Origin of the sequence: Caulobacter sp. KR2-114 (assembly GCF_049446115.1) — a bacterium.
Taxonomy (GTDB): Bacteria; Pseudomonadota; Alphaproteobacteria; order Caulobacterales; family Caulobacteraceae; genus Acaudatibacter.
Map to the genome: position 1 here is coordinate 1 of NZ_JBMSEC010000013.1, position 21,048 is coordinate 21,048.

The following is a 21,048-nucleotide window of genomic DNA, read 5'->3' on the forward strand; positions in this document are numbered from 1 at the left end:
GCCGCGATCCGCGCCGTCGGCGCTCACCTCATCTTCCTGCCGCCCTACAGCCCCGACCTGAACCCCATCGAGCAGGTCTTCTCCAAGCTCAAACACCTCATGCGAAAGGCCCAGCCCCGCACCGTCGAGCAGACCTGGCGAAGCGCTGGCGCGCTCCTCGACCGCTTCACCGCCAAAGAGTGCAGCAACTACCTCGTTAACGCCGGATACGCTTCCGTGTGAACGAGTCCCGCTCTAGGACGGGCGCCCTCAGCCGCCCCGTCCCGTCACCCGCAGGCGGCCGGGCGGGGGCGGCAGCCGGTCGACCAGGCCGGCCAGGCCTTCGCTGTAGTCCTGCCGCAGCGCCCGCCAGTAGGGATTGTGCTCTTCCAGGGTGATCAGGTTGTCGGTGGAGAAGCTGTCGGTCTGGTACTGCAGCATGTCGATCGGCAGGCCGACCGAGATGTTGCTGCGGATGGTGGCGTCGAACGACAGCAGCGCCAGCTTGGCGGCGTGCGCCAGGTTGGTGTCCGGCGTCAGGGCGCGGTCCAGGATCGGCTTGCCGTACTTGGTCTCGCCGATCTGCAGGAAGGGCGAGCGCGGCGTCGCCTCGATGAAGTTGCCGGCGGCGTAGACTTCGAACAGGCGCGGGGGCTCGCCCTTGATCTGCCCGCCCACCAGGAAGGTGGCCGAGACGTCGCCGTAAGGCTCCACGTACTTGTGGTCGCGGTCGATGATCTCGCGCAGGCGCGCCCCGACCAGCTCGGACACATGCATCAGCGTGCGGGCGGAGAGGATGTCGCGCGTCGGCTCCTTCGACCCCTCGTCCTCGCGCAGCTGGCTGACCACCGCCTGCGAGGTGGCGCGGTTGCCCGCCGACAGGATCGCCACCACCCGTTCGCCGGGCACGACGAAGGTCGCCAGCTTGCAGACCTGCACCACCTGGTCGACGCCGGCGTTCGACCGGGAGTCCGAGGCCAGCACGACGCCGGAGGGCAGCAGGATACCGAGGCAATAGGTCAGGGCGGCGCTCCGCGATGCGGTGAGCTTTCGATTTGACGCAAACGCGGGGTGATTTCGACTGCTTTCTTGTCGACGGGGCGGGCCTGGGGCCTCATCCGACTGAAGAGAGGACCGCCGATGCCGGAGGAAACGCCGCCGCTGGATCTGCCCGAGCGGCTGACGGACGGGGTCGTGATGCTGGACGGCCACGTCGGCGCCGACGCCGCCGCGCACCATGCCGGCGAGGATGCCGAGATGCGCCGCCGCTTCCACGCCCCCCGGCCCGCGACCCTGCAGGAGATCCGCGCCGCCGTGCAGCGCTGGGTCGACGCCCTGGCCGCGCCGGCGCCGACCCGGGTCTACGCCCTGCGCGACGGCGCCGGGGTGCTGATGGGCGGCGCCGAAGCCCGCCGCACGGGGGCGTCCAGCGCCGATGTCTCGTACTGGATCTATCCGGCGTTCCGCGGCCGGGGATTGGCGGCGCGCGCGCTGGCGCTGCTGGTCGACGCCCTGGGCCAGTCGGGGATCGCCACCGTCGAGGCGCACATCGACCCGGACAACCTGGCCTCGCGTCGCACCGCCGAGCGCGCCGGCTTCGAAGAGGCCGGCCTGGTCACCGAGACGGAGTGGACCGGCGAGACGGTGACCCGGGTGCGCTATGTGCGGGGCGGCGTCACGGCGCGGCGCTAGGGTCGCCCCAGCGCCACCGCCAGGGCAGCCCTCAGGCTGCGCGCCCGCGCCATGTCCGCGAACATCGCCCGCCACTCGCCCAAGGCCACGACGACGGCGTTGTAGGAGCCCGGACGATGCGCCAGGCCGTAGCGCAGCGGCTCGTCCGTGCGTTCCGCGGCGAAGGTGCCGAACAGGCGGTCGAAGACGATCACCACCCCGCCGTAGTTGCGGTCCAGGTAGGCCGCGTTGCAGGCGTGATGCACCCGATGGTGCGCCGGCGTGTTCAGCACCCACTCCAGCGGGCCGAGCCGGCCCACGGCCTCGGTGTGCAGGAAGAACTGGTAGTGCAGGTTGAAGGCCAGCAGGGCCAGCACCAGCCGCGGGTCGAATCCGGCGGGTATCAGCGGCAGGAAGATCAGCCACCCGCCGGAGATCAGGTTGGTCCAGCCCAGCCGGATCGCCGACAACAGGGTCAGCTGCTCGGCGCTGTGATGCGTGGCGTGCGTCGCCCACAGCCAGCGCACCTCGTGGCTCAGCCGATGCTGCCAGTAGTAGGCGAACTCCACGGCGACGAAGCCGGCCGCCCAGGTGCGCCAGTCGTCGAGCGGCCAGCGGACGGGCGCCAGCGACCAGACAAGGGCGTAGACCCCGCCCAGCGCCACGGCGCTGATCGCTCCAGCCGCCAGGTTGCCGGCGGCGACGCCCAGCGTAGTGGCCGCGCCGCGGGCGTCGTAGCCCCGGCGGGCGATCCACAGCCGCCAGACGACCTCGCCGGCGAGGGCGGCCGCCATCACCACGCCCAGGCCGCGGACGTTCCCTCCGCCGAGATGCGCCGCATGGGCCGCCAGCCCCGGCAGGACGCTCACCGCGCGCCCCGCGACCGCAGTGCGCCCAGGCTGGCCCGCAAGGCGGCCAGTTCGGCGCGGTCGACCACCCCGTCATGGTTGGTGTCGGCCCGATCGAAGATCGGCGTTGGCGCGTGGTCGAACTCCCAGCGGGTGATGCGGCCGTCGCGGTTCGTGTCCGCCTCGGCGAACAGGGCGTCGACGCGGTCCTTGGCGGCGCTGGAGAGCCGCAGCAGGCGCGGGAAGTCGTCGCGGGTGATGTACCCGCAGCGCGCCCGGTCCAGTGCGTCGAACTTCGCGGCGCGAGCGGCCAGGAACTCCATTCGGCTGACCACGCCGTCGTGGTTGACGTCGGCCTGGGTGAACAGGGCGGTAGGGTCTTCGGGGGCCGGGAAGGCGACGGCCGGCGCGCCGCCGAGGACGACAGCCGCGGCGAGAAGCATGCGGGGAAATTGTTTCATCGGGTCAGCTCTTCGGGATGAGGTGGCCGCGCGGCGCGCCTGGGACAAGCGGGGGGCGGAGCGCCGCGCGGCCGGGCGCGGCGACTACTGCGGGCCGGTGCGCGTGACCGTGCCGGAGACCCCGTGGGTCACGCCGTTCACGCCCGTGCGCGAGGCCTCGTAGCTGGCCGTGCCGTCGCCGTTGGCCTGGGCGGAGACACTGCGGTCGATGCTCTGGCCATTGTTGAAGGTGGTCTGGCTCGACGAGTTGTACGCGCCGTTGCCGTAGCTGGCGTTGCGCGTGGTGGTGGCGCCGTAGCCGGCGTTGGTCTGGGTCGAGCGGGTCGAAGCGACGCCGCCGGCGGTGCGGTCCACCGCCGTGGAGTGGGTGAACCCGTGGCCGCCGGATCCCTGGACCGAGACGGCCCGCCCGCGGGCCTGCGCCGGGGCTGTGGCGACGCCGGCCATCAGCGCGCTGAGGGCGGCGGTGGCGATGAGAAGACGAACAGACATCTTGAAGCTCCTTGCTTGGCGACGGCAGGAGAGGCGGCCGTCGATGCCCGGAACCTGCAGGCGGACGGCGCCAAGGGTGTCTCGCCAGGGCGCCGGAGCGTAACGAAGTGTATCCGCGCGGCCTGATGGCTTTCCCGCGGCGACGGTTGCCGCCAGTCTGCGCGTGCCTGCGCCATGACCCAGACCGAGCCGAACGCCGAGAGCACCCTGATCGCCATCGTCGAGGACGATCCGGAGATCCGCGCCCTGGTGACGGGGCTGCTGGAGCGGGAGGGCTTCGAGGCGGCCGCCTGCGCCAATGCCGCGGACCTCGACCGGCTGGTCGAGCGGCGGCGGGTGGACCTGGCGGTGCTGGACATCATGCTGCCGGGCGAGGACGGCCTGTCGCTCTGCCGACGGCTGCGCGCACGCGGCGACACGCCGGTGCTGATGGTCACCGCCCGGGGCGACGACATCGATCGCATCATCGGCCTGGAGGTGGGCGCCGACGACTACCTGCCCAAGCCGTTCAATCCCCGCGAGCTGGTCGCCCGCGTGCGGGCCATCCTGCGCCGCACACGCGATGTGCATCGCGCCACGCAGCCGATGCCCCAGCGCGAGGTGTTCGTGTTCGCCGGCTGGCGGCTGGATGCGGCCAGCCGCGACCTGACCGACCCCGGCGGCCGGCCGGTGGAGCTCACCGGGGCGGAGTTCGACCTGCTGGTCACCTTCCTGCGCCGCCCGCAGCGGGTGCTCAACCGCGACCAGCTGCTGGACTGGACGCGCGGGCGCAGCGCCATGCCCTACGACCGCACCATCGACGTCCAGCTCAGCCGGCTGCGCCGCAAGCTCGGCGGCGCCGACCTGGTGCGCACCGTGCGCGGCGGCGGCTATCTGTTCGCCGCGCCAGTCGAGCGGGGCTGAGCCGGTGTTGCTGACCGACAGCCTGTCGACCCGCATCACCGCCGTGCTGCTGCTGGTGTTCGCCCTGACTGCGGCGGCGGTGGCGGCGGTCAGCCTGTGGCCCTCGCCCTCGGCGGGCCGGCTGTTCGACCTGCCCTTGCCGGACGAGGCCGCGGCGATGGTGCGGGCGCTGGAGGGGGCGCCCGTTGACGATCGCCCGGCGATCATCCAGGCGCTGAACACTTCGGTGGTGTCGGCCGAACTGGTGGACGACTTCCCCCCGCCGCGCGCGGGCCTGCACCGCGCCGCCGGCCTGGAGGCGCTGTACCAGCACTACGCCCCGGCCTTCGCCGGTCGACGCTTCCAGGTGTGGACCCGGCCGCCTCGGCCCCTGCGCGCCCTGGCCGGCGAGGACGTCGATGCGCCGGTCAGGCTGCTGGTCTCGCTGCAGGGCGGCGGCGTGCTGGTGCTGGAACGGCGACCCTCGCGCATCGCCCGCACCTATATGGCGCGCGGCGGGCTGACCCTGGCGCTGGTGGGCGCGGCGCTGCTGGCGGGGCTGCTGCTGGCGGTGGCGCAGACCACGCGGCCGGTCGGGCGGCTGGCCGGCGGCGTGCGGGCGTTCGCCGAGGCGCTCGACGCCCCGGATCTGCCGCTGACCGGTCCTCGCGAGATCCGCGACCTGTCGGCCGCCTTCAACGCCATGAAGGGCCGTATCCGGGGCCTTGTCGCCGAGCGCACCCGCGTGCTGGCCGCCATTGCCCACGACATGCGCACCTACCTGACGCGGCTGCGCCTGCGTGCCGAGTTCATCGCCGACGAGGCGCAGCGGGCCAAGGCCGTGGCAGACCTCGACGACATGGCCGCGCTGCTGGACGACACCCTGCTGTTTGCTCGTGACGTGTCAGGCCCCGGCGCGCCGGCCGAAACCTTCGACCTGGCGGCCGAGGTCGCCGAGTTCGCCGCGGTCCGCGCGGAGACGGGCCAGCCCGTCAGCGCCGCCGCGCCGGCCGGCGTCCTGCCCCTCGCGGCGACGCGCCTGACCGTGCGCCGGATGCTGGCCAACCTCACCGACAACGCCCTGCGCTATGGCGGCTCGGCGCGCTTGATGGCCGGCGCCGACGCGAGCGGGACCTGGCTGGCGGTGGAGGACGAGGGGCCGGGCATTCCCGAGACGGAGCTCGCCCGCATGCTGCAGCCGTTCGAGCGGCTGGAAGGCTCGCGCGGGCGCGATACCGGCGGGGCGGGGCTGGGTCTGGCGATCGTCCAGGCCCTGGCGGCCACCCAGGGCGCGACCCTGTCGCTGAGCAACCGCGCCGAAGGCGGCTTGCGGGCGCAGGTCCGGTGGGGCGCCGACGCTGCCGGCGACTAGCCCTTCTGCAGCTTGGCCAGCTTGGCCACGGCTTCGTCGCGGGTCTTGGCGTTGAGGGCGGGGAAGTCGCTGAACACGCCGTCGATGCCGGTCATGTACAGGGCCATCAGCAGGGCGTGGATGTCGCCGGACTGGCGCTGGAAGTCGGCGCGCTTGGGGTCGCCCTTCTGCAGGCTGCGCGGCAGGAAGGCGTTCTCGCGCCGGGCGGTCCAGCTGTGCACCAAGAGGCGCGCGTCGTGTGCGGCGCGGACCAGGCCGGTGTCGGTGGGGGCCGGCTGGGCCTCCAGGTCCAGCACCAGGCCCTGGTTGGGGCCGATGCCGTCGGCAAAGCCGCGGATCGCCTTCAGGCCCTCCGGAGTGATCATGTCGGCGTATTTGACGTCCGGCTGGTCGAACGGCCCGCCTTCGCGGTCGAGCAGCATGATCCGCCGGGCGTGCGACAGGCGTCCGAACGTCTTCAGCGCCCCCACCTCGAAGCACTGCACGAAGATCGCCGCCGCCGGGCTGTCGTAGCCGTTGGTGCGGATGATGTCGGCCAGCCGCTCCTCCAGCGGCAGGCCGATGGAGGCGAAATAGGTCGGGTGCTTCATCTCCGGATAGACGCCGATCACCCGCCCGGTCTTCACGCAGCCGGCGCGGGCGATGTCGATCACCTCCTGGAAGGTGAGGATCGGCGCCTGGCCGTCGAACTTGGCGCTGGCCGGGCGCAGGTCCGGCAGCCGCTCGCGACAGGTCAGGGTCTTCAGCTCCGCCAGGGTGAAGTCCTCGGTGAACCAGCCGGTCACAGGCTTGCCGTCGATGGTCTTGGTGGCCTTGCGCGCCGCGAATTCCGGCCGCGAGGCGACGTCGGTGGTGGCCGAGATCTCGTTCTCGTGCCGCGCCACCAGGATGCCGTCGGACGTCGGCACGAGATCTGGCTCGATGAAGTCGGCGCCCTCGTCGATCGCCAGCTCATAGGCCAGCCGGGTCTCCTCGGGCCGCTCGCCGCTGGCGCCGCGGTGGGCGATGACCACGGGGGGGCGGCGATAGTCGGCGGCGGCGAGGCTGGGGATCATGGCGGCGGCGGACAGGGCGGCGGAGGCGGCGGCGAACTGACGGCGGGACAGGCTCATGCGGGAAATCTAGAGCATGATCGGGGCGGGCGGTATCTCCTCAAGCGCCTCCCACTGTCATCCCGGAATCCGCGCAGCGGATATCCGGGACCGCGGCAGGCGCGAACGCCCGCTGCGGCGGCCAGGCGCCGGCGCTTCCGGCGGTCCCGGATAGCGCTTCGCGCTTCCGGGATGACAGAAGGAAAGGATCAGGCCGCCGCCTGGATCCGCTCCAGCAGCAGGGCGTGGATGTCGAGGTTGCCCGCGACGATGGAGCCGCCGTCCAGGGCGTGCGGCCCGCCGTCGGCGTCGGTCACCTTGCCGCCGGCCTCGGTGATCATCAGCAGGCCCGCCGCCACGTCCCACGGCTTCAGGTCGCGTTCCCAGAAGCCGTCCATGCGGCCGGCGGCGACCCAGGCCAGGTCGAGCGCTGCAGCCCCGAAGCGGCGCACGCCAGCCACGCGCTGGCTGATCTGGTGCAGCTCCTTCAGGAACCGCGCGTGCTGGCCATGGCCCAGGAACGGGATGCCGGTGCCGATCAGGCTCTCGTCCAGCCGCTGGCGCGCCGACACGCGCAGGCGCTTGTCGTTCATGAAGGCGCCGCGGCCGCGTTCGGTCCAGAACAGGTCGCCGGTGGCCGGGTTGTAGGTGACGCCGGCGACGATCTCCGCCTCGCGCTCGAGGGCGATGTTGATCGCGAAGTGCGGCATGGCGTGCAGGAAGTTGGTGGTGCCGTCCAGCGGGTCGACGATCCAGCGGTGGGTCTTGTCGGTGCCCTCGATCATGCCCCGTTCCTCGCCGAGGAAGCCGTAGCCCGGGCGGGCCTTGCTCAGTTCCTCGAACAGGGTCTGCTCGGCCTTGAGGTCCGCGGCGGAGACGAAGTCGGCGGCGCCCTTCTTGGAGACCTGCAGCTCGGTGACCTCGCCGAAGTCGCGCGCCAGGCCGCGGGCGGTCTTGCGGGCGGCGTCGATCATCACCTTGAGGAGGGCGGAGGGGGTGGTCATGGCGTGGGGTCAATCGGGCGGGAAAAAGGGCGGCGGACCCTAGCGGCGAGGCGGGGGCAAGGCAAGGCGCAGCGGGGCGGCGGCGCCCGCGTGCGTTCGACGAACGCGGCTCTCGCATTATTACGCGCTTTTAACTCCGCAGCTTGGCCGCGGACGCTTAGATTCCACGGCGATCGGGCCGGCTTGTTAGTGCAATCGAGGCGTCATGTTAGAGGGGATTACAAGACCCATGCCCCAACAGCCCCCGCCATTTGCTGGCCTGCGGGTGCTCGAGGCTGCCTGTCGTCTGAAGAGCTACAGTCAAACCGGAGAAGAACTGGGCGTCACGCACAGCGCGGTCAGTCAAACCATCCGTCGACTTGAGATGACTTACGGCCTGAAGCTGTTCCGGCGGCAGGGGATGCGGATGATGCCCACCGATCCGGCCATCGCCCTCTCGCGCGCCTATGCCGAGGCGGCGCGGATCATCGACCGGGCCGCCGCCGACGTCTCGGCCGGCGCGGCCGACGAGCGGCTGGTGATCGCCATGCCGCCCTCGGTGGCCAAGCTGTGGTTCACCGGGCGCCTGCAGCGGCTGCAGGAGGCGCTTCCGGCGCTCGATGTCGAGGTACGCACGGCGCGCGACCTGGCGGGCCTGGACGCCGATGGGGTCGACGTGACCCTGCGCTTCGGCCGCGGCGAGCAGCCAGGCCTGCACGTCGAGCCCCTGTTCGACGAGATCGCCTTTCCCGTGGCCAGCCCGGACTTCGTCGCCCGCCACGGGGCGATCCACGACGCCCGCCTGGGGGAGCTGCCGCTGATCCTGGAGGAGCCCTCCCTGTGGCCCGCGTGGTTCTCCGCCGCCCGCCAGCCGCCGCCGCAACCGTTGCGCGGGCTTGCCTTCGACGATGCGGCCATGGTGGTGGAGGCCGCCGCCGCCGGCCTGGGCGTGGCCCTGGTGCGGCGCATCCACGCCGACGCCTTCCTGGAGGCGGGCCGCCTGGTGCGGGTCTCGCAGGCCGCCCTGCGCACGCCGCAGCCCTGCTGCCTGGTCTGGCGGGCCGACAACCCGCGCATCGCCGCGATCCGCCGCTTCGCCGACTGGATGCTGGCGGAATGCGATCGCGCCGGCCTGCTCGCGGCGGCGTGAGCGAACGGGGTCTTCCCCAGGCCACGAACCCCGCGAACAGGCCCCTCCCCCTCACCCTTTTATCCCGGCGAAGGCCGGGACCCAGGCATGACTCGCCGCCGGCAGGATGTTGGCGACGTCAGGCTGGAGCAAAGCCCAGTGAATTGAAGCTTTTGCCTGGGTCCCGGCCTTCGCCGGGATGAAAGGGGGGGAGGGGCCCGTTCGTGTGGGGTCGTGGTCAAGAAAAGCGTTTCCCCGCCGGCCTCAGCCCGCCCGCGCCGCGACCCCCTTGGCGATCTCGGCGTTCAGCGCGCGCACGGCTGCGGCCGGTCCGTCCGGATGCGCCCAGACGCCGGCCGAGACGGCGATGAAGTCGGCGCCGGCTGTGACCAGGCCGGCGGCGTTGTCCACGGTGATGCCGCCGATCGCCACGCAGGGCGTCAGCATGGTTTCCTGCCAGATGGTCAGGATCTCCGGCTCGGCCCGGGTCTTGGGATCCTTGGTGGTGGTGGGAAAGAAGGCGCCGAAGGCGACGTAGTCGGCCCCCGCCTCGGCCGCCTCCATGGCCAGGTGCCGGCTGTCGTGACAGGTCACCCCGACGATCCGGTCGGGCCCCATCAGCCGCCGGGCGTCGCGATAGGGCGCGTCCTCCTGGCCGATGTGCACGCCGTCGCAGTCCAGCTGCGCGGCGAGGTCGGGGCGATCGTTCAGGATCAGGGCCACGTCGTGGCGCGCGGCGACCGGCTTCAGCGCCCGGACCGCCGCCGCGACCGCATCGTCGGAGACGTCCTTCAGACGCAGCTGCAGGGCCCCGACGTCGCCGGCGGTGAGGGCGTCGTCCAGCGTCCGGGCGAAGCCGGGGAGGTCGGCGATCGCGGGGGGCGTGATCAGGTACAGGCGGCAGTCGGCGGTCATGCGGCTCCTATGCCCGGTTTGCCGCCGCCGGGACAGGGTGTCGCGGCCCCTTTAGATGCGAATGAGTTGCATCGGCGTTCGCATCTGACTATATCGGCAGGGCATCCACAGAGGCGCTTCGGACATCCATGTACGTGTGCAACTGCAACGGCCTTCGCGAGCGGCAGGTGAAGGCCGCGATCGAGGCGGGCGCGACCCGTCCGGCGGACGTCTTCAAGGCCAGCGGCTGCGCGCCGCAGTGCGCCAAGTGCGTCTGCGAAATGCGCGAGATGATCCAAGCCTCGCGCCAGGCCCTGCGCTACGCCGCCGAATAGGCTGTCGCGGCAATTCCGCTTGCCAGCCCGCGGGCGCGGCGGGAGGGTGCGCCGTTTCCCCAGGCAAAGGAGCCGTCGATGCAAGGCGACAAGGCGATCATCCAGCTCCTCAATGCGGTGCTGACCAACGAGCTGACCGCGGTGAACCAGTATTTCCTGCATGCCCGCATGTACGAGAACTGGGGCTTCAAGCGGCTGGGCAAGATCACCTATGACGAATCCATCGGCGAGATGAAGCACGCCGACAAGCTGATCAAGCGCATCCTGTTCCTGGACGGCCTGCCCAACCTGCAGGACCTGCACAAGCTTAAGATCGGCGAGACCGTGCCGGAGTGCATGACCTCCGACCTGGCGGTGGAGACCGGCGGGCGCCGGACCCTGATCGAGGGCGTGGCGCTGTGCGAGACCAGCCGCGACTACGTCAGCCGCGAGATTCTCGAGGAGATCCTGCGCGACACCGAGGAGCACATCGACTTCCTGGAGACCCAGCTGTCGCTGGTGGCCTCGCTGGGCGAGCCGAACTATCTGCAGAGCGCCATGGGCGAGCTGGAAGGGGCTTAGCTCGCCCTCCCCCTTGTGGGGAGGGACAGATCGCGCAGCGATCAGGGTGGTGAAGTGAGACGCTTCCACCGAAGCCCGATGGGTGGCGTTGCCCCGGCGGGCGTTCCCCACCCTGGCGGCTTCGCCGCCTTTCCCTCCCCATGAAGGGGAGGGCGGAACCAAGCCTTGGCGCGTCTGTTACCTCGCCTGAACGGTGAGGAGACTTTGGCGATGGCCAGGGGATGGGTTGGCAGGGCGATCAACGCCCGGGACGAGGCCGCCTCGCATGTGATGGTCGGTATCGGCCTGACGGTGGGGGCCGTGCTGGTCTCCGCCCTGGTCGCGCGGCAGAACGCGCCGACCGTCGACAATCCCAGGATCAAGGCGCAGTACGACCGGCTGAAGCCGACGCCGCTGCAGCCGCCGCCGGCGGTGTTCGCCGCCGTGTGGCCGCCGCTGTTCATGGCGCTGACCCTGTCGGGCCTGCGCATCTGGAACGCGCCGGCCAGCGCGGCCCGCACCCGGGCGCTGACCCTGTGGGGCCTGATCCAGGGCTTCAACGCCCTGTGGATGGCGCTGGGGCCAAGGCGGCTGGGGGGCCAGCTGACGACGGCGGTGGCGACCCTCGGCGCCGCCGGGGCCTACGCCCTGCAGGCGCGCAAGGTGGACGCGCCGGCCAGCGCGCTGGTCTCGCCCTATCTCGGCTGGATCGGCTTCGCCAACGTCCTCACCGAGGAACTCTGGCGCAGTAACCAGGCCGGCCACACGGTGCACTGAGTGGAGAGGCCGTAACCCCTCACCCTCCCGATCGCTGATCGCGATCGGGCCCCTCCCTCTCCCTATGGGAGAGGTGATTTTCCAGCGCAATCAGCAGCGTAAAGGCGTCTGCGCCGCACTTCCGTTCACCTCTCCCATAGGGAGAGGGAGGGGCCCATGGCGCATGCCATGGGAGGGTGAGGGGCTCCGCCCCGCGTGCGAAGGCCGCCGGCTATTCCGCCGCGGCGATCTGCGTGTCAGCGAACTTCGGGGCCAGCTCGCCAGAGGCGTAGCGCTTGGCCATCACCGACAGCGGCAGCGGCTTGATCTTGTCGGCCCAGCCGGCGGCGCCGAATTCCTCGAAGCGCTGCTTGCAGACGCCGCGCATGGCTTCCATCGCCGGCTTCAGATACTTGCGCGGGTCGAACTCGCCCGGGTTTTCCTGGAACACCTTGCGGATCGCGCCGGTCATGGCCAGGCGGTTGTCGGTGTCGACGTTGACCTTGCGCACGCCCAGCTTGATGCCGCGCTGGATCTCTTCGACCGGCACGCCCCAGGTCTGCGGGATGTCGCCGCCGTACTGGTTGATGATGTCCTGCAGTTCCTGCGGCACCGAGGAGGAGCCGTGCATCACCAGGTGGGTGTTGGGCAGGCGCCGGTGCACCGCCTCGATGACGCTCATCGCCAGGATGTCGCCGTCCGGCTTGCGGGTGAACTTGTAGGCGCCGTGGCTGGTGCCCATGGCGATGGCCAGGGCGTCGACCTCGGTGGCGCGGACGAAGTCCATCGCCTGGTCCGGATCGGTCAGCAGCTGGTCGTGGCCCAGCTTGCCCTCGAAGCCGTGGCCGTCCTCCTTTTCGCCCATGCCGGTCTCCAGCGAACCGAGCACGCCGATCTCGCCTTCCACCGAGGCGCCGATCCAGTGGGCCATGTCCACCACCCGGCGGGTGATGGCGACGTTGTACTCGTACGAGGCCGGGGTCTTGGCGTCGGCCTCCAGGCTGCCGTCCATCATCACGCTGGTGAAGTTGTGCTGCAGGGCGGTGGCGCAGGTGGCTTCGCTGTTGCCGTGGTCCTGGTGCATGCACACCGGCAGGTCGGGATACATCTCCACCAGGGCGTCGATCAGGCGCGCCAGGACAATGTCGTTGGCGTACTGCCGCGCGCCGCGGCTGGCCTGGATGATCACCGGCGCGCCCGTCATCTGCGCGGCCTCCATGATCGCCAGGCCCTGTTCCATGTTGTTGATGTTGAACGCGGGCACCGCGTAGTCGTGCTCGGCCGCGTGATCGAGGAGCTGTCGGAGGGTGATGCGGGCCATGGGTGGTGGTCTCCTCGGAATGGAACGCAGACTAGGTCTGCCAAAGTTTCAATGCAAAGCTCAGGCCTGGGAGGAAGGTTCCGGTGGAAGTTCCCTGGGATCGAGATCAGCCGCGTAATCCACGCCGGACAGGCCGAAACCGAAGATCTTCAGGAAATCCGATCGGAAGGCCGGCAGGTCGGCCAGCTCGCCCAGGGTCTGCGTGGTGACCAGAGGCCAGCGGCGCTTCACCTCGTCCTGGACGGGCGTCGACAGCTCCCAATCGTCCATGCGGATGCGGCCTGCGTTGTCCAACGCCGGATCGGCGCCGGGCGCCAGCCGGGTGCGGAACAGCCGGTCGATCTGCTCGATGCAGCCCTCGTGCAGGCCCTGTTCCTTCATCACCTTGAACAGCACCACGCCGTAGAGCGGCACCACCGGGATCGCCGAAGAAGCCTGGGTCACCACCGCCTTCAGCGACACCACCCGCGCGGCGTTGTCGCCATGGGCCTTGCGGATCGCGCCAGCGGCGCGGTCGAGGTCTTCCTTGGCCTTGCCCAGGGTGGCCTTCCAGTAGATCGGCCAGGTCAGCTCGCTGCCGATATAGGTGTAGGCCAGGGTGGTGAAGCCGTCGGCCAGCACGCCGCCCCGCTGCAGGGCGTCGATCCACAGTTCCCAGTCCTCGCCGCCCATCACCTTCACGGTGGCGGCGCTCTCGGCGTCGGTCGCCGGCTGCAGCTCGGTCTCGTAGACCTCGCCCTTGTCGGTGTTCAGCGTCTTGACCTGGACCGGCGCGCCCAAGGGCTTGATCGCCGAGCGGTGCGTCTCCCCGGTCCTGGGATCGGTGCGGACGGGCGCGGCCATGGAATAGACCACCATGTCCACCTGGCCGACCAGGTCGCGGATCGCCTCGACGGTGCGGGCCTTCATCTCGTCGGAGAAGGCGTCGCCGTCCAGGGTCACGGCCTTCAGGCCCGCCGCGGCGGCCTCGCGCTCGAAGGCGAGATTGTTGTACCAGCCGGCCGTGGCGGTCTTGGTCTCGGCCGGGGGCTTCTCGAACGACACGCCCACCGTGGCCGCGCCGCAGCCGAAGGCGGCGACGATGCGCGAGGCCAGGCCGTAGCCGCCCGAGCAGCCCAGCACCAGCACGCGCTTGGGCCCCTCGATCGGGCCGCCGGCGCGCACCACATCGATCTCCTGGCGCACGTGCGCGGCGCAGCCGGCTGGGTGGGCGGTGAGGCAGATGAAGCCCCGGATGCGCGGCTCGATGATCATCTGTGTCCCCCCAAGGCCCCGTGCTCTAGCGTTCCAGCGCCGCGACGCCGGGGAGGGTCTTGCCCTCCATCCATTCCAGGAAGGCGCCTCCGGCGGTGGAGACGAAGGTGAAGTCGTCGGCCACGCCCGCATGGTGCAGCGCCGCCACTGTGTCGCCGCCGCCGGCCACCGCGACCAGCTTTCCGGCCTTGGCCAGGGCGGCGGCGTGCTTCGCCGCGGCGGTGGTGCCGGCGTCGAACGGCGGGGTCTCGAACACCCCCAGCGGCCCGTTCCAGATCAGGGTCTTCGAAGCGTCCATCGCCGACGTCAGCCTGGCCACCGTCTTGGGACCGGCGTCGAGGATGCGCTCGTGCTCGTCCAGCTGGCCAAGGTCCCGCACCCGCGCCGCCCCGCCCGGCTCGATCTTCTCGGCGACGACGATGTCGATCGGCAACAGCAGCTCGCAGTCGTTCTGGGCCGCGAAGTCGAGAATCGACTTCGCCGTGTCCGCGAGATCCTTCTCGCAGTATGACGCGGCGACATCATAGCCCTGGGCGAACAGGAAGGTGTTGGCCATGCCGCCGCCAATCGCCAGCCGGTCCAGCTTGAGGATCAGGTTGCGGATCAGCTCCAGCTTGGTGGAGACCTTGGAGCCGCCGACCACGCCCAGCACCGGCCGCTGCGGATTGCCCAGCGCCGCGTCCAGGGCGTCCAGCTCGCGGCGCATGGATTCGCCCGCATAGGCCGGCAGCACATGCGCCAGGCCCTCGGTGGAGGCGTGCGCCCGGTGCGCGGCCGAAAAGGCGTCGTTGACATAGAGGTCGCCGTTGGCGGCCAGCGCCTTGGCGAAGTCGGCATCGTTGGCTTCCTCGCCGGCGTGGAAGCGCAGGTTCTCCAGCAGGGCGACGTCGCCGTCCTTGAGCCCGGCGACCACCTTGGCGGCGTCCTCGCCGATGCAGTCGTCGGCGAAGACCACCGGCGCGCCCAGCAGCTTTTCCAGCGGCCCGACCACCGGCTTCAGGCTCATCGACGGCACGCGCTTGCCCTTGGGCCGGTCGAAGTGGGCCAGCAGCACCACCTTGCCGCCGGCCTTGCGGATCTTGTCGATCGTCGGCAGGGCGGCGCGCAGGCGGGTGTCGTCGGTCACCTGGCCGTCGGCCATCGGCACGTTGAAGTCCACGCGCACCAGGGCGCGCTGGCCGGCGAGGGAGGCGTCGTCGAGGGTCTTGAAGGTCAAGTCGGAACTCCCCCCTCCCCCTTGCGGGGAGGGGTTGGGGGTGGGGGTGTCAGCGCCGATCTGGCAAGGCTTCGACCAAGGCCAACCGGCCGACGCTCAGCCGGCGCCCCCACCCCCTGCCCCCTCCCCGCGAGGGGGAGGGGTTTGAGGAGCCTGGACACCTGACTTTGCACGGCGCTCAGACTCTCAGAGCTTGGCCATCGCCAGGGCGGTGTCGGCCATGCGGGTGGAGAAGCCCCACTCGTTGTCGTACCAGGACAGCACGCGGGCCAGCTGGCCCTCGATCACCTGGGTCTGCGGCAGGGCGGCGGTGGACGAGGCGGCCACGTGGTTCATGTCGATGGAGACCAGCGGATCGGTGGTCACCGCCAGGATGCCCTTCAGCGGTCCGTCGGCCGCCGCGGCGCGCAGCGCCTCGTTGATCTCGTCCTTGGTCACGCTGCGGCTGGGCACCACCTTCAGGTCGACCACCGAGACGTTCGGGGTCGGCACGCGGATCGACGAGCCGTCCAGCTTGCCGGCCAGGTGCGGCAGCACCAGGCCGATGGCCTTGGCCGCGCCGGTGGAGGTGGGGATCATCGACATCGCCGCGGCGCGGGCGCGGTAGAGGTCGGAGTGCAGGGTGTCCAGGGTCGGCTGGTCGCCGGTGTAGGAGTGGATCGTGGTCATGTAGCCACGCTCGATGCCGCACAGGTCCGACAGCACCTTGGCCACCGGCGCCAGGCAGTTGGTGGTGCACGAGCCGTTGGAGACCACCAGGTCGTCGGCCGTCAGGCTGTTGTGGTTGACGCCATAGACGATGGTCTTGTCGGCGCCGTCGCCGGGGGCCGAGATCAGCACCTTGCGCGCGCCGGCGGTCAGGTGCGCCGCGGCCTTGTCGCGCTTGGTGAAGATGCCGGTGCATTCCAGGGCGATGTCGACGCCCAGGTCCTTGTGCGGCAGCTCGGCCGGATCGCGCACCGCGGTGACCTTGATCTTGCCAAGGCCAAGGTCGATGGAATCACCATCAACCGTCACGGTCCCAGGGAACCTTCCGTGCACGCTGTCGTATCGCAGAAGATGGGCGTTGGTTTCCACCGGGCCCAGGTCGTTGATCGCCACCACCTCGATGTCGCGACGCGCATGCTCGTAGATCGAACGCAGGACCAGGCGGCCGATGCGACCGAAACCATTGATGGCGACGCGAACGGGCATGAGAGGATTCCTTTGCGATTTTGCGGGCCGTTTTGCGGTCGGAGGACCGGAAGTCAAGGGCTGAGGCGCCCGATCGCGGGTGCGGCAACCAAGTGGAAGAGGGCTAGGGCTATGCGTGGTTCCCAAGTGGCGTTGATTGTACTGGCGATGGCGGGCTTGGCCGGGACGGCCCGCGCCGGGGATTATGAGGACACCGTGACCGAACTGACGGCCAACCAGCCGCCGGCGGTGGCGGCCGTGATCCAGCGCCGCCTGGCGTGCAATCGCTGGTTCCACGGGACGGCGTACGATCTGAGGCTGGCCGCCTCGCCGCGGGCGCCCTTCGAACTGCGCCGTCTGCAGTGCCAGCTGGTTGACGGCGACGAACGCCTGCTGCGCTACCGCTACCGCCACGCCCCCGACATCCGCAAGGCGTTCGACGAGGCCGACAAGGCGGTGTTCTGACCGCCCCTCAAGCTGTCATCCCGGAATCGGCGCGAGCCGATATCCGGGACCGCCGGAAGCGCGGAAAGGCTCTTGGCGGCAGGCTCCAGCGCCTGCCGCGGTCCCGGATATTCGCTGCGCGAATTCCGGGATGACAAAGCTTTTGATCAGCCCAGCTTCGCCTTCACCGCGTCGGCGACGGCGCGGGGGGTGATGCCGAATTCCTGGTAGAGCCGCTCGGCCGGGGCCGAGGCGCCGAAGCCGTGCATGCCGACGAACAGGCCGTCCTCGCCGATGAAGCGCTCCCAGCCCTGGCGGATGCCCGCGTCGACGGCGAGCCGGACCGGGGTCTTGCCGATGACCTTGGCCTGGTAGGCGGCGTCCTGGCGCTCGAACAGCTCCCAGCACGGGGTCGAGACCACCCGGGTCGGCACGCCCTCGGCCTGCAGCAGGTCGCGCGCGGCCATGGCCACGGCGGTCTCGGTGCCGCAGGCGAACAGCGTCGCCTTGGCGGCGCCGTCGGCGGCGGCCAGCTCATAGGCGCCCTTGGCGGCCAGGTCGCCGCCTTCGCCGCGCACCGCGGCGGTCTTCTGCCGCGACAGGGCCATCACCGAGGGCTCGCGTGCGGTCAGCGCCGCCTTCCAGCACTCCGCCGTTTCGACCGCATCCGCCGGGCGGAATACCAAGAGGTGCGGGATCGCCCGCAGCGAGGCGAGGTGTTCCACCGGCTGGTGGGTCGGGCCGTCTTCGCCGACGCCGATGGAATCGTGGGTCATCACGTGCACCACCCGCGCGCCCATCAGCGCGCCCAGGCGGATCGCCGGACGGCTGTAGTCGGAGAACACCAGGAAGGTGCCCGAGAACGGGATCACCCCGCCATGCAGCGCCATGCCGTTCATCGCCGCGGCCATGCCGAACTCGCGCACGCCGTAGTGCACGTAGCGGCCGGCGTAGTCGGGCAGGTCGAAGCTGGCCGTGCCCTTGACGAAGGTGTTGTTCGAGCCGGTCAGGTCGGCCGAGCCGCCGATCATCTCGGGGATGTGCGGGGTCAGCTCCGCCAGCGCGGCGCCGGAGTGCTGGCGCGTGGCGGCGGCCGGCTTCTCGGCGGCGGCCTTGGCGATGTGGGCGTCGAGGGCGGCGAAGGCGTTGGCCGGCAGGTCGCCCTTCACGGCGCGCTCGAAGTCCGCCTTGCGGCCGGAGGCCTTCAGCCGCGCCTCCCAGCGCCGGCGGTCGCGGGCGCCGCGCTTGCCGGCCTTGCTCCAGGCGGCGGCGATGTCGTCCGGCACGGTGAACGGCGCGGCCGTCCAGCCCATGGCTTCGCGGGCGGCGGCGATCTCCTTGTCGAACAGGGCGTAGCCGTGGCTGTGGGCGTCGCCCTCCATCGGGCCGGCGCCCTTGGAGATCTTGGTCTTGCAGGCCAGCATCACCGGCTTGTCCTGACGGGTGGCCCAGCGCATGGCGGCGGCGATCTTGCCGTAGTCGTGGCCGTCGACCGCCTTCACCGCCCAGCCGGCGGCCTTGAAGCGGGCCTGCTGGTCGCCGGTCTCGGCAATGGTGGCGACGCCGTCGATGGTGGTGTTGTTGTCGTCGAACAGCACGATCAGCTTGTTCAGCTTCAGCCGGCCGGCCAGGTGGATGGCCTCGTGGCTGACGCCCTCCATCAGGCAGCCGTCGCCGGCGATCACCCAGGTGCGGTGGTCGACCAGGTCATTGCCGTAGCGGGCGTTCATCGAGCGCTCGGCCATCGCCATGCCGACCGCGGTGGCCAGCCCCTGGCCCAGAGGCCCGGTGGTGGTCTCGACCCCGGCGGTGTGGCCGTATTCCGGGTGGCCCGGCGTCTTGGAGCCCCACTGCCGGAAGTCGATGATCTCCTGCATGGTCATGCCCGGATAGCCGGTCAGGTGCAGCAGCGAATAGAGCAGCATCGAGCCGTGGCCCGCCGACAGCACGAAGCGGTCGCGGTCGGCCCAGTGCGGCTTGGCGGCGTCGAACTTGAGGAACCTGGTCCACAGCACCGTCGCCACGTCGGCCATGCCCAGCGGCATGCCCTGGTGGCCGGACTTGGCCTTGTGCACCGCGTCCATCGACAGGGCGCGGATGGCGTTGGCCATGGCGAGGGGCTGGACGGACATCGGCGGCTCTTGATCTCTTGAAGATTCTGCCCCGGCAGCGGGCGCGAGGCGCTTCGCATGAGGGGGGCGAGGGGTCAAGGCAAGCGGGGCCGGTTCTCCGCTGGAGCCCCCATCCCCGGCTTCGCCGGTACTTCCCCCAGTGGGGGAAGGGAAGCAGCGGTCGAGCCCGCGCCGGCGTTCTCTTCCCCCCCTTGGGGGAAGTACGGCCGAAGGCCGGGATGGGGGCTCCAGCGGAGAGCGGGCTTACGCCTTCTTCGGCCGGTAGCGGATCAACCCGTCCTGCGCGGCGGACACTGCCAGGCGGCCGTCGCGGCTGTAGATCGACCCGCGATTGAAGCCGCGGCCGCCCGAGGCGCTGGGGCTGTCCATGACGTAGAGGTGCCAGTCGCTGAAGTCGCTTGGCCGATGGAACCACATGGCGTGATCCAGGCTGGCGGTCTGCATGCCGCCCGTGTCCCAGTTCACCGGGTGCGGGCGCAGGCAGGCGTCCAGCAGGCTCATGTCCGAGGCGTAGGCGATGGCGCACTGGTTGGCCGGCACGTCGGGGCTCATCGGCTGGCGCGACTTGAACCACAGCGCATTGCGGCTGTCGTGCGCGCCGACGTCGCCCCAGGGGATAGGGTCCACCGGGCGAACTTCCACCGGCCACAGCCGCCGGCCGGGCTGAGGCGCCACGCCGGCCGCCTCGCGCAGCTGTTCCTCGTTCAGCAGGCCCTCCGGCGCCGGCACGTCGGGCATCTCGAACTGGTGCTCGAAGCCCTGTTCGTCGGTCTGGAAGGTGGCGGCCAGGTTGAAGATCTGCTGGCCGTTCTGCACCGCGATCACCCGGCGCACGCTGAACGAGCCGCCGTCGCGCACCCGCTCGACCATGTACATCACCGGAATTCGCGGATCGCCGGGCCGGATGAAATAGGCGTGCAGCGAGGCGCAGAGCCGATCCTCGATGGTCCGGTAGGCCGCGGTCAGCGCCTGAGCCACCACCTGGCCGCCGTAGATGCGGCTGCGTTCCTCCGGCGGGGTGAAGCCGCGGAACATGTCCAGCTCCACCTGCTCCAGATGCAGGATCTCGGTCAGTTCATTGGCTTCGGCCATGGCGGACTCCGGCAGGGCGGGCGGCAACGCGGGACGGGCGCCGCCAATGCCCCGTTCCGGTGCGGCTGTCACCAGGGAAAGCGGTCGCGCGAACGCCGGCCACGGGGCTCGCCTGACGGGTCAATGCTTTACGCCATGAGCGAACAGCGGTCTAAGAGCTCAGATTCACGTGGAGCGCGGAGCAATGACGGCGGACGGCGGCGTAGAAGGCGCCCTGACCCTGGCGCGGCGGCGGCTGGAGGCCTCGGTGGCGGCGCTGGAAGCGCGGCTGGCGCAGCGTCGCCCGGCGAACGCCTTCGCCGATGAGGATCGCGAACGCCTCGAGGCCGAGCTGGAAACCTCCCGGGCCCGCGAGCGCGACATGGCGGCCGCCAGCGCCCAGGCCTCCGAGGCCCTGACCCGGGCCATCGCCGACATCCGCGCGGCCCTCGGGACCGGCTGATGGCCCAGCTCACCATCGAGGTGAACGGCCGCAGCTATGCGGTCGGCTGCGAGGATGGCCAGGAGGCGCACCTGCGCGGCCTCGCCGCCCAGATCGACGCCCAGGTGCGGCAGGTCGCCGACGAGGTCGGGCCGCTGGGCGAGACGCGGCTGATGCTGATGGCCGCGCTGATGCTGGCCGACGAACTGACCGCCGCCAAGGCGCGGGCCGAGATGCTGGAAGGCGAGCTTGCGCGCGCCCGCGACGCCCAGGTCCGCACCGAGGAAGCCGCCGCGGCGGCCCTGATTGCGGCGGCGGACCAGCTGGACAAGCTGGGCGGGGACTGACCCCCCATCCCGCTCATCCCGGCGAAGGCCGGGAGGTGGATTCTCGTTCGAAGTGCAACACCTGCTGAGAGAAGACCTCAGCGGGGGTGCGGAAGTCCAGGCACTGTCGGGGGATGTGGTTGGCGGCTGCTGCGGCTTGCAGGATGAGCCTTGGGTCGAGGTGGTCGAGGTTGGTTCGCCTCGGCAGGACGCGCCTGAAGCGGCCGATGGCGTTT

General features: G+C 70.8%; 24 protein-coding genes. 11 read left to right on the plus strand and 13 right to left on the minus strand.

What is annotated here, in order from left to right:
• A partial coding sequence (locus ACO2Q3_RS26700; RefSeq protein ID WP_423305634.1) for a transposase occupies positions 1-222 on the plus strand: 222 nt, incomplete at its 5' end.
• A 27-nt stretch (positions 223-249) separates the two neighbouring features.
• Here ACO2Q3_RS26700 and ACO2Q3_RS26705 read toward each other — a convergent pair.
• On the minus strand, positions 250-963 hold the full coding sequence (locus ACO2Q3_RS26705; RefSeq protein ID WP_423312334.1) for a peptidase: 714 nt from the start codon (positions 961-963) through the stop codon (positions 250-252).
• A 156-nt stretch (positions 964-1,119) separates the two neighbouring features.
• On the opposite strand from ACO2Q3_RS26705, the gene ACO2Q3_RS26710 reads away from it, so the two are divergent.
• Entirely contained in the window at positions 1,120-1,671 is a 552-nt protein-coding gene (locus tag ACO2Q3_RS26710; protein ID WP_423312336.1) for a GNAT family N-acetyltransferase, read from the plus strand.
• Here ACO2Q3_RS26710 and ACO2Q3_RS26715 read toward each other — a convergent pair.
• The 3 genes from ACO2Q3_RS26715 to ACO2Q3_RS26725 form a co-directional block, all read right to left on the minus strand.
• A complete protein-coding gene (locus ACO2Q3_RS26715; protein WP_423312338.1) occupies positions 1,668-2,519 on the minus strand; it encodes a sterol desaturase family protein in 852 nt (283 codons plus the stop codon). The genes ACO2Q3_RS26710 and ACO2Q3_RS26715 overlap by 4 nt on opposite strands.
• A complete protein-coding gene (locus ACO2Q3_RS26720) occupies positions 2,516-2,959 on the minus strand; it encodes an EF-hand domain-containing protein (RefSeq protein ID WP_423312340.1) in 444 nt (147 codons plus the stop codon). The genes ACO2Q3_RS26715 and ACO2Q3_RS26720 overlap by 4 nt, the downstream gene beginning before the upstream one ends.
• Positions 2,960-3,043: 84 nt before the next feature.
• A complete protein-coding gene (locus ACO2Q3_RS26725; RefSeq protein ID WP_423312342.1) occupies positions 3,044-3,451 on the minus strand; it encodes a hypothetical protein in 408 nt (135 codons plus the stop codon).
• A 174-nt stretch (positions 3,452-3,625) separates the two neighbouring features.
• Here ACO2Q3_RS26725 and ACO2Q3_RS26730 point away from each other — a divergent pair, with 174 nt between their 5' ends.
• Both ACO2Q3_RS26730 and ACO2Q3_RS26735 read left to right on the plus strand, forming a co-directional pair.
• Positions 3,626-4,354, plus strand: coding sequence for a response regulator (locus ACO2Q3_RS26730; protein WP_423312344.1), 729 nt, complete (start codon positions 3,626-3,628; stop codon positions 4,352-4,354).
• A gap of 4 nt (positions 4,355-4,358) precedes the next feature.
• Entirely contained in the window at positions 4,359-5,705 is a 1,347-nt protein-coding gene (locus ACO2Q3_RS26735) for an ATP-binding protein (protein ID WP_423312346.1), read from the plus strand.
• Here ACO2Q3_RS26735 and ACO2Q3_RS26740 read toward each other — a convergent pair.
• A complete protein-coding gene (locus ACO2Q3_RS26740; RefSeq protein WP_423312348.1) occupies positions 5,702-6,817 on the minus strand; it encodes a glycerophosphodiester phosphodiesterase in 1,116 nt (371 codons plus the stop codon). The genes ACO2Q3_RS26735 and ACO2Q3_RS26740 overlap by 4 nt on opposite strands.
• Before the next feature lie 188 nt (positions 6,818-7,005).
• Positions 7,006-7,800, minus strand: a complete 795-nt coding sequence (locus ACO2Q3_RS26745) for an inositol monophosphatase family protein (RefSeq protein ID WP_423312350.1) — start codon at positions 7,798-7,800, stop codon at positions 7,006-7,008.
• A gap of 229 nt (positions 7,801-8,029) precedes the next feature.
• Here ACO2Q3_RS26745 and ACO2Q3_RS26750 point away from each other — a divergent pair, with 229 nt between their 5' ends.
• Positions 8,030-8,929 (plus strand): LysR substrate-binding domain-containing protein, encoded by a 900-nt coding sequence (locus ACO2Q3_RS26750; protein ID WP_423312352.1) that lies wholly within the window; start codon positions 8,030-8,032, stop codon positions 8,927-8,929.
• Positions 8,930-9,172: 243 nt separating this feature from the next.
• Here ACO2Q3_RS26750 and thiE read toward each other — a convergent pair whose 3' ends face one another.
• On the minus strand, positions 9,173-9,823 hold the full coding sequence (gene thiE / locus ACO2Q3_RS26755) for a thiamine phosphate synthase (RefSeq protein WP_423312354.1): 651 nt from the start codon (positions 9,821-9,823) through the stop codon (positions 9,173-9,175).
• A 128-nt stretch (positions 9,824-9,951) separates the two neighbouring features.
• On the opposite strand from thiE, the gene ACO2Q3_RS26760 reads away from it, so the two are divergent.
• From ACO2Q3_RS26760 to ACO2Q3_RS26770, 3 genes are all read left to right on the plus strand, one after another.
• Positions 9,952-10,137 carry a (2Fe-2S)-binding protein gene (locus ACO2Q3_RS26760; RefSeq protein WP_423312356.1) on the plus strand — a complete coding sequence of 62 codons (186 nt, stop codon included), beginning with the start codon at positions 9,952-9,954 and terminating at the stop codon, positions 10,135-10,137.
• A 78-nt stretch (positions 10,138-10,215) separates the two neighbouring features.
• Positions 10,216-10,698 carry a bacterioferritin gene (bfr, locus tag ACO2Q3_RS26765; protein WP_423312358.1) on the plus strand — a complete coding sequence of 161 codons (483 nt, stop codon included), beginning with the start codon at positions 10,216-10,218 and terminating at the stop codon, positions 10,696-10,698.
• A 210-nt stretch (positions 10,699-10,908) separates the two neighbouring features.
• Entirely contained in the window at positions 10,909-11,454 is a 546-nt protein-coding gene (locus ACO2Q3_RS26770; protein WP_423312360.1) for a TspO/MBR family protein, read from the plus strand.
• 211 nt (positions 11,455-11,665) lie between these two features.
• On the opposite strand, the gene fba is transcribed toward ACO2Q3_RS26770, so the two are convergent.
• The 4 genes from fba to gap all read right to left on the minus strand — a co-directional run bounded on the left by fba (position 11,666) and on the right by gap (position 16,418).
• Complete coding sequence (fba, locus tag ACO2Q3_RS26775; protein WP_423312362.1) at positions 11,666-12,754, minus strand: class II fructose-bisphosphate aldolase; 1,089 nt, start codon at positions 12,752-12,754, stop codon at positions 11,666-11,668.
• Between the two features lie 60 nt (positions 12,755-12,814).
• Positions 12,815-14,008, minus strand: coding sequence for an enoyl-ACP reductase FabV (fabV, locus tag ACO2Q3_RS26780; RefSeq protein WP_423312364.1), 1,194 nt, complete (start codon positions 14,006-14,008; stop codon positions 12,815-12,817).
• 25 nt (positions 14,009-14,033) lie between these two features.
• A complete protein-coding gene (locus ACO2Q3_RS26785; RefSeq protein ID WP_423312367.1) occupies positions 14,034-15,224 on the minus strand; it encodes a phosphoglycerate kinase in 1,191 nt (396 codons plus the stop codon).
• Positions 15,225-15,410: 186 nt separating this feature from the next.
• On the minus strand, positions 15,411-16,418 hold the full coding sequence (gap, locus tag ACO2Q3_RS26790; protein ID WP_423312369.1) for a type I glyceraldehyde-3-phosphate dehydrogenase: 1,008 nt from the start codon (positions 16,416-16,418) through the stop codon (positions 15,411-15,413).
• A 111-nt stretch (positions 16,419-16,529) separates the two neighbouring features.
• Here gap and ACO2Q3_RS26795 point away from each other — a divergent pair, with 111 nt between their 5' ends.
• On the plus strand, positions 16,530-16,862 hold the full coding sequence (locus tag ACO2Q3_RS26795) for a hypothetical protein (RefSeq protein ID WP_423312371.1): 333 nt from the start codon (positions 16,530-16,532) through the stop codon (positions 16,860-16,862).
• Between the two features lie 146 nt (positions 16,863-17,008).
• Here ACO2Q3_RS26795 and tkt read toward each other — a convergent pair whose 3' ends face one another.
• Both tkt and ACO2Q3_RS26805 read right to left on the minus strand, forming a co-directional pair.
• Positions 17,009-18,973, minus strand: coding sequence for a transketolase (gene tkt / locus ACO2Q3_RS26800; RefSeq protein ID WP_423312373.1), 1,965 nt, complete (start codon positions 18,971-18,973; stop codon positions 17,009-17,011).
• A 243-nt stretch (positions 18,974-19,216) separates the two neighbouring features.
• Positions 19,217-20,065 carry an acyl-CoA thioesterase gene (locus tag ACO2Q3_RS26805; RefSeq protein WP_423312375.1) on the minus strand — a complete coding sequence of 283 codons (849 nt, stop codon included), beginning with the start codon at positions 20,063-20,065 and terminating at the stop codon, positions 19,217-19,219.
• A 184-nt stretch (positions 20,066-20,249) separates the two neighbouring features.
• Between ACO2Q3_RS26805 and ACO2Q3_RS26810 the strand changes: the two genes are divergently transcribed.
• Together ACO2Q3_RS26810 and ACO2Q3_RS26815 are read left to right on the plus strand one after the other, a co-directional pair.
• Positions 20,250-20,507: a hypothetical protein gene (locus ACO2Q3_RS26810; protein ID WP_423312377.1), complete on the plus strand. Its 258-nt coding sequence runs from the start codon at positions 20,250-20,252 to the stop codon at positions 20,505-20,507.
• The gene (locus ACO2Q3_RS26815; protein ID WP_423312379.1) at positions 20,507-20,833 is read left to right on the plus strand and encodes a cell division protein ZapA; all 327 of its coding nucleotides are present in this window, start codon (positions 20,507-20,509) and stop codon (positions 20,831-20,833) included. Before ACO2Q3_RS26810 ends, ACO2Q3_RS26815 begins: the two co-directional genes overlap by 1 nt.
• Positions 20,834-21,048 lie beyond the last annotated feature (215 nt).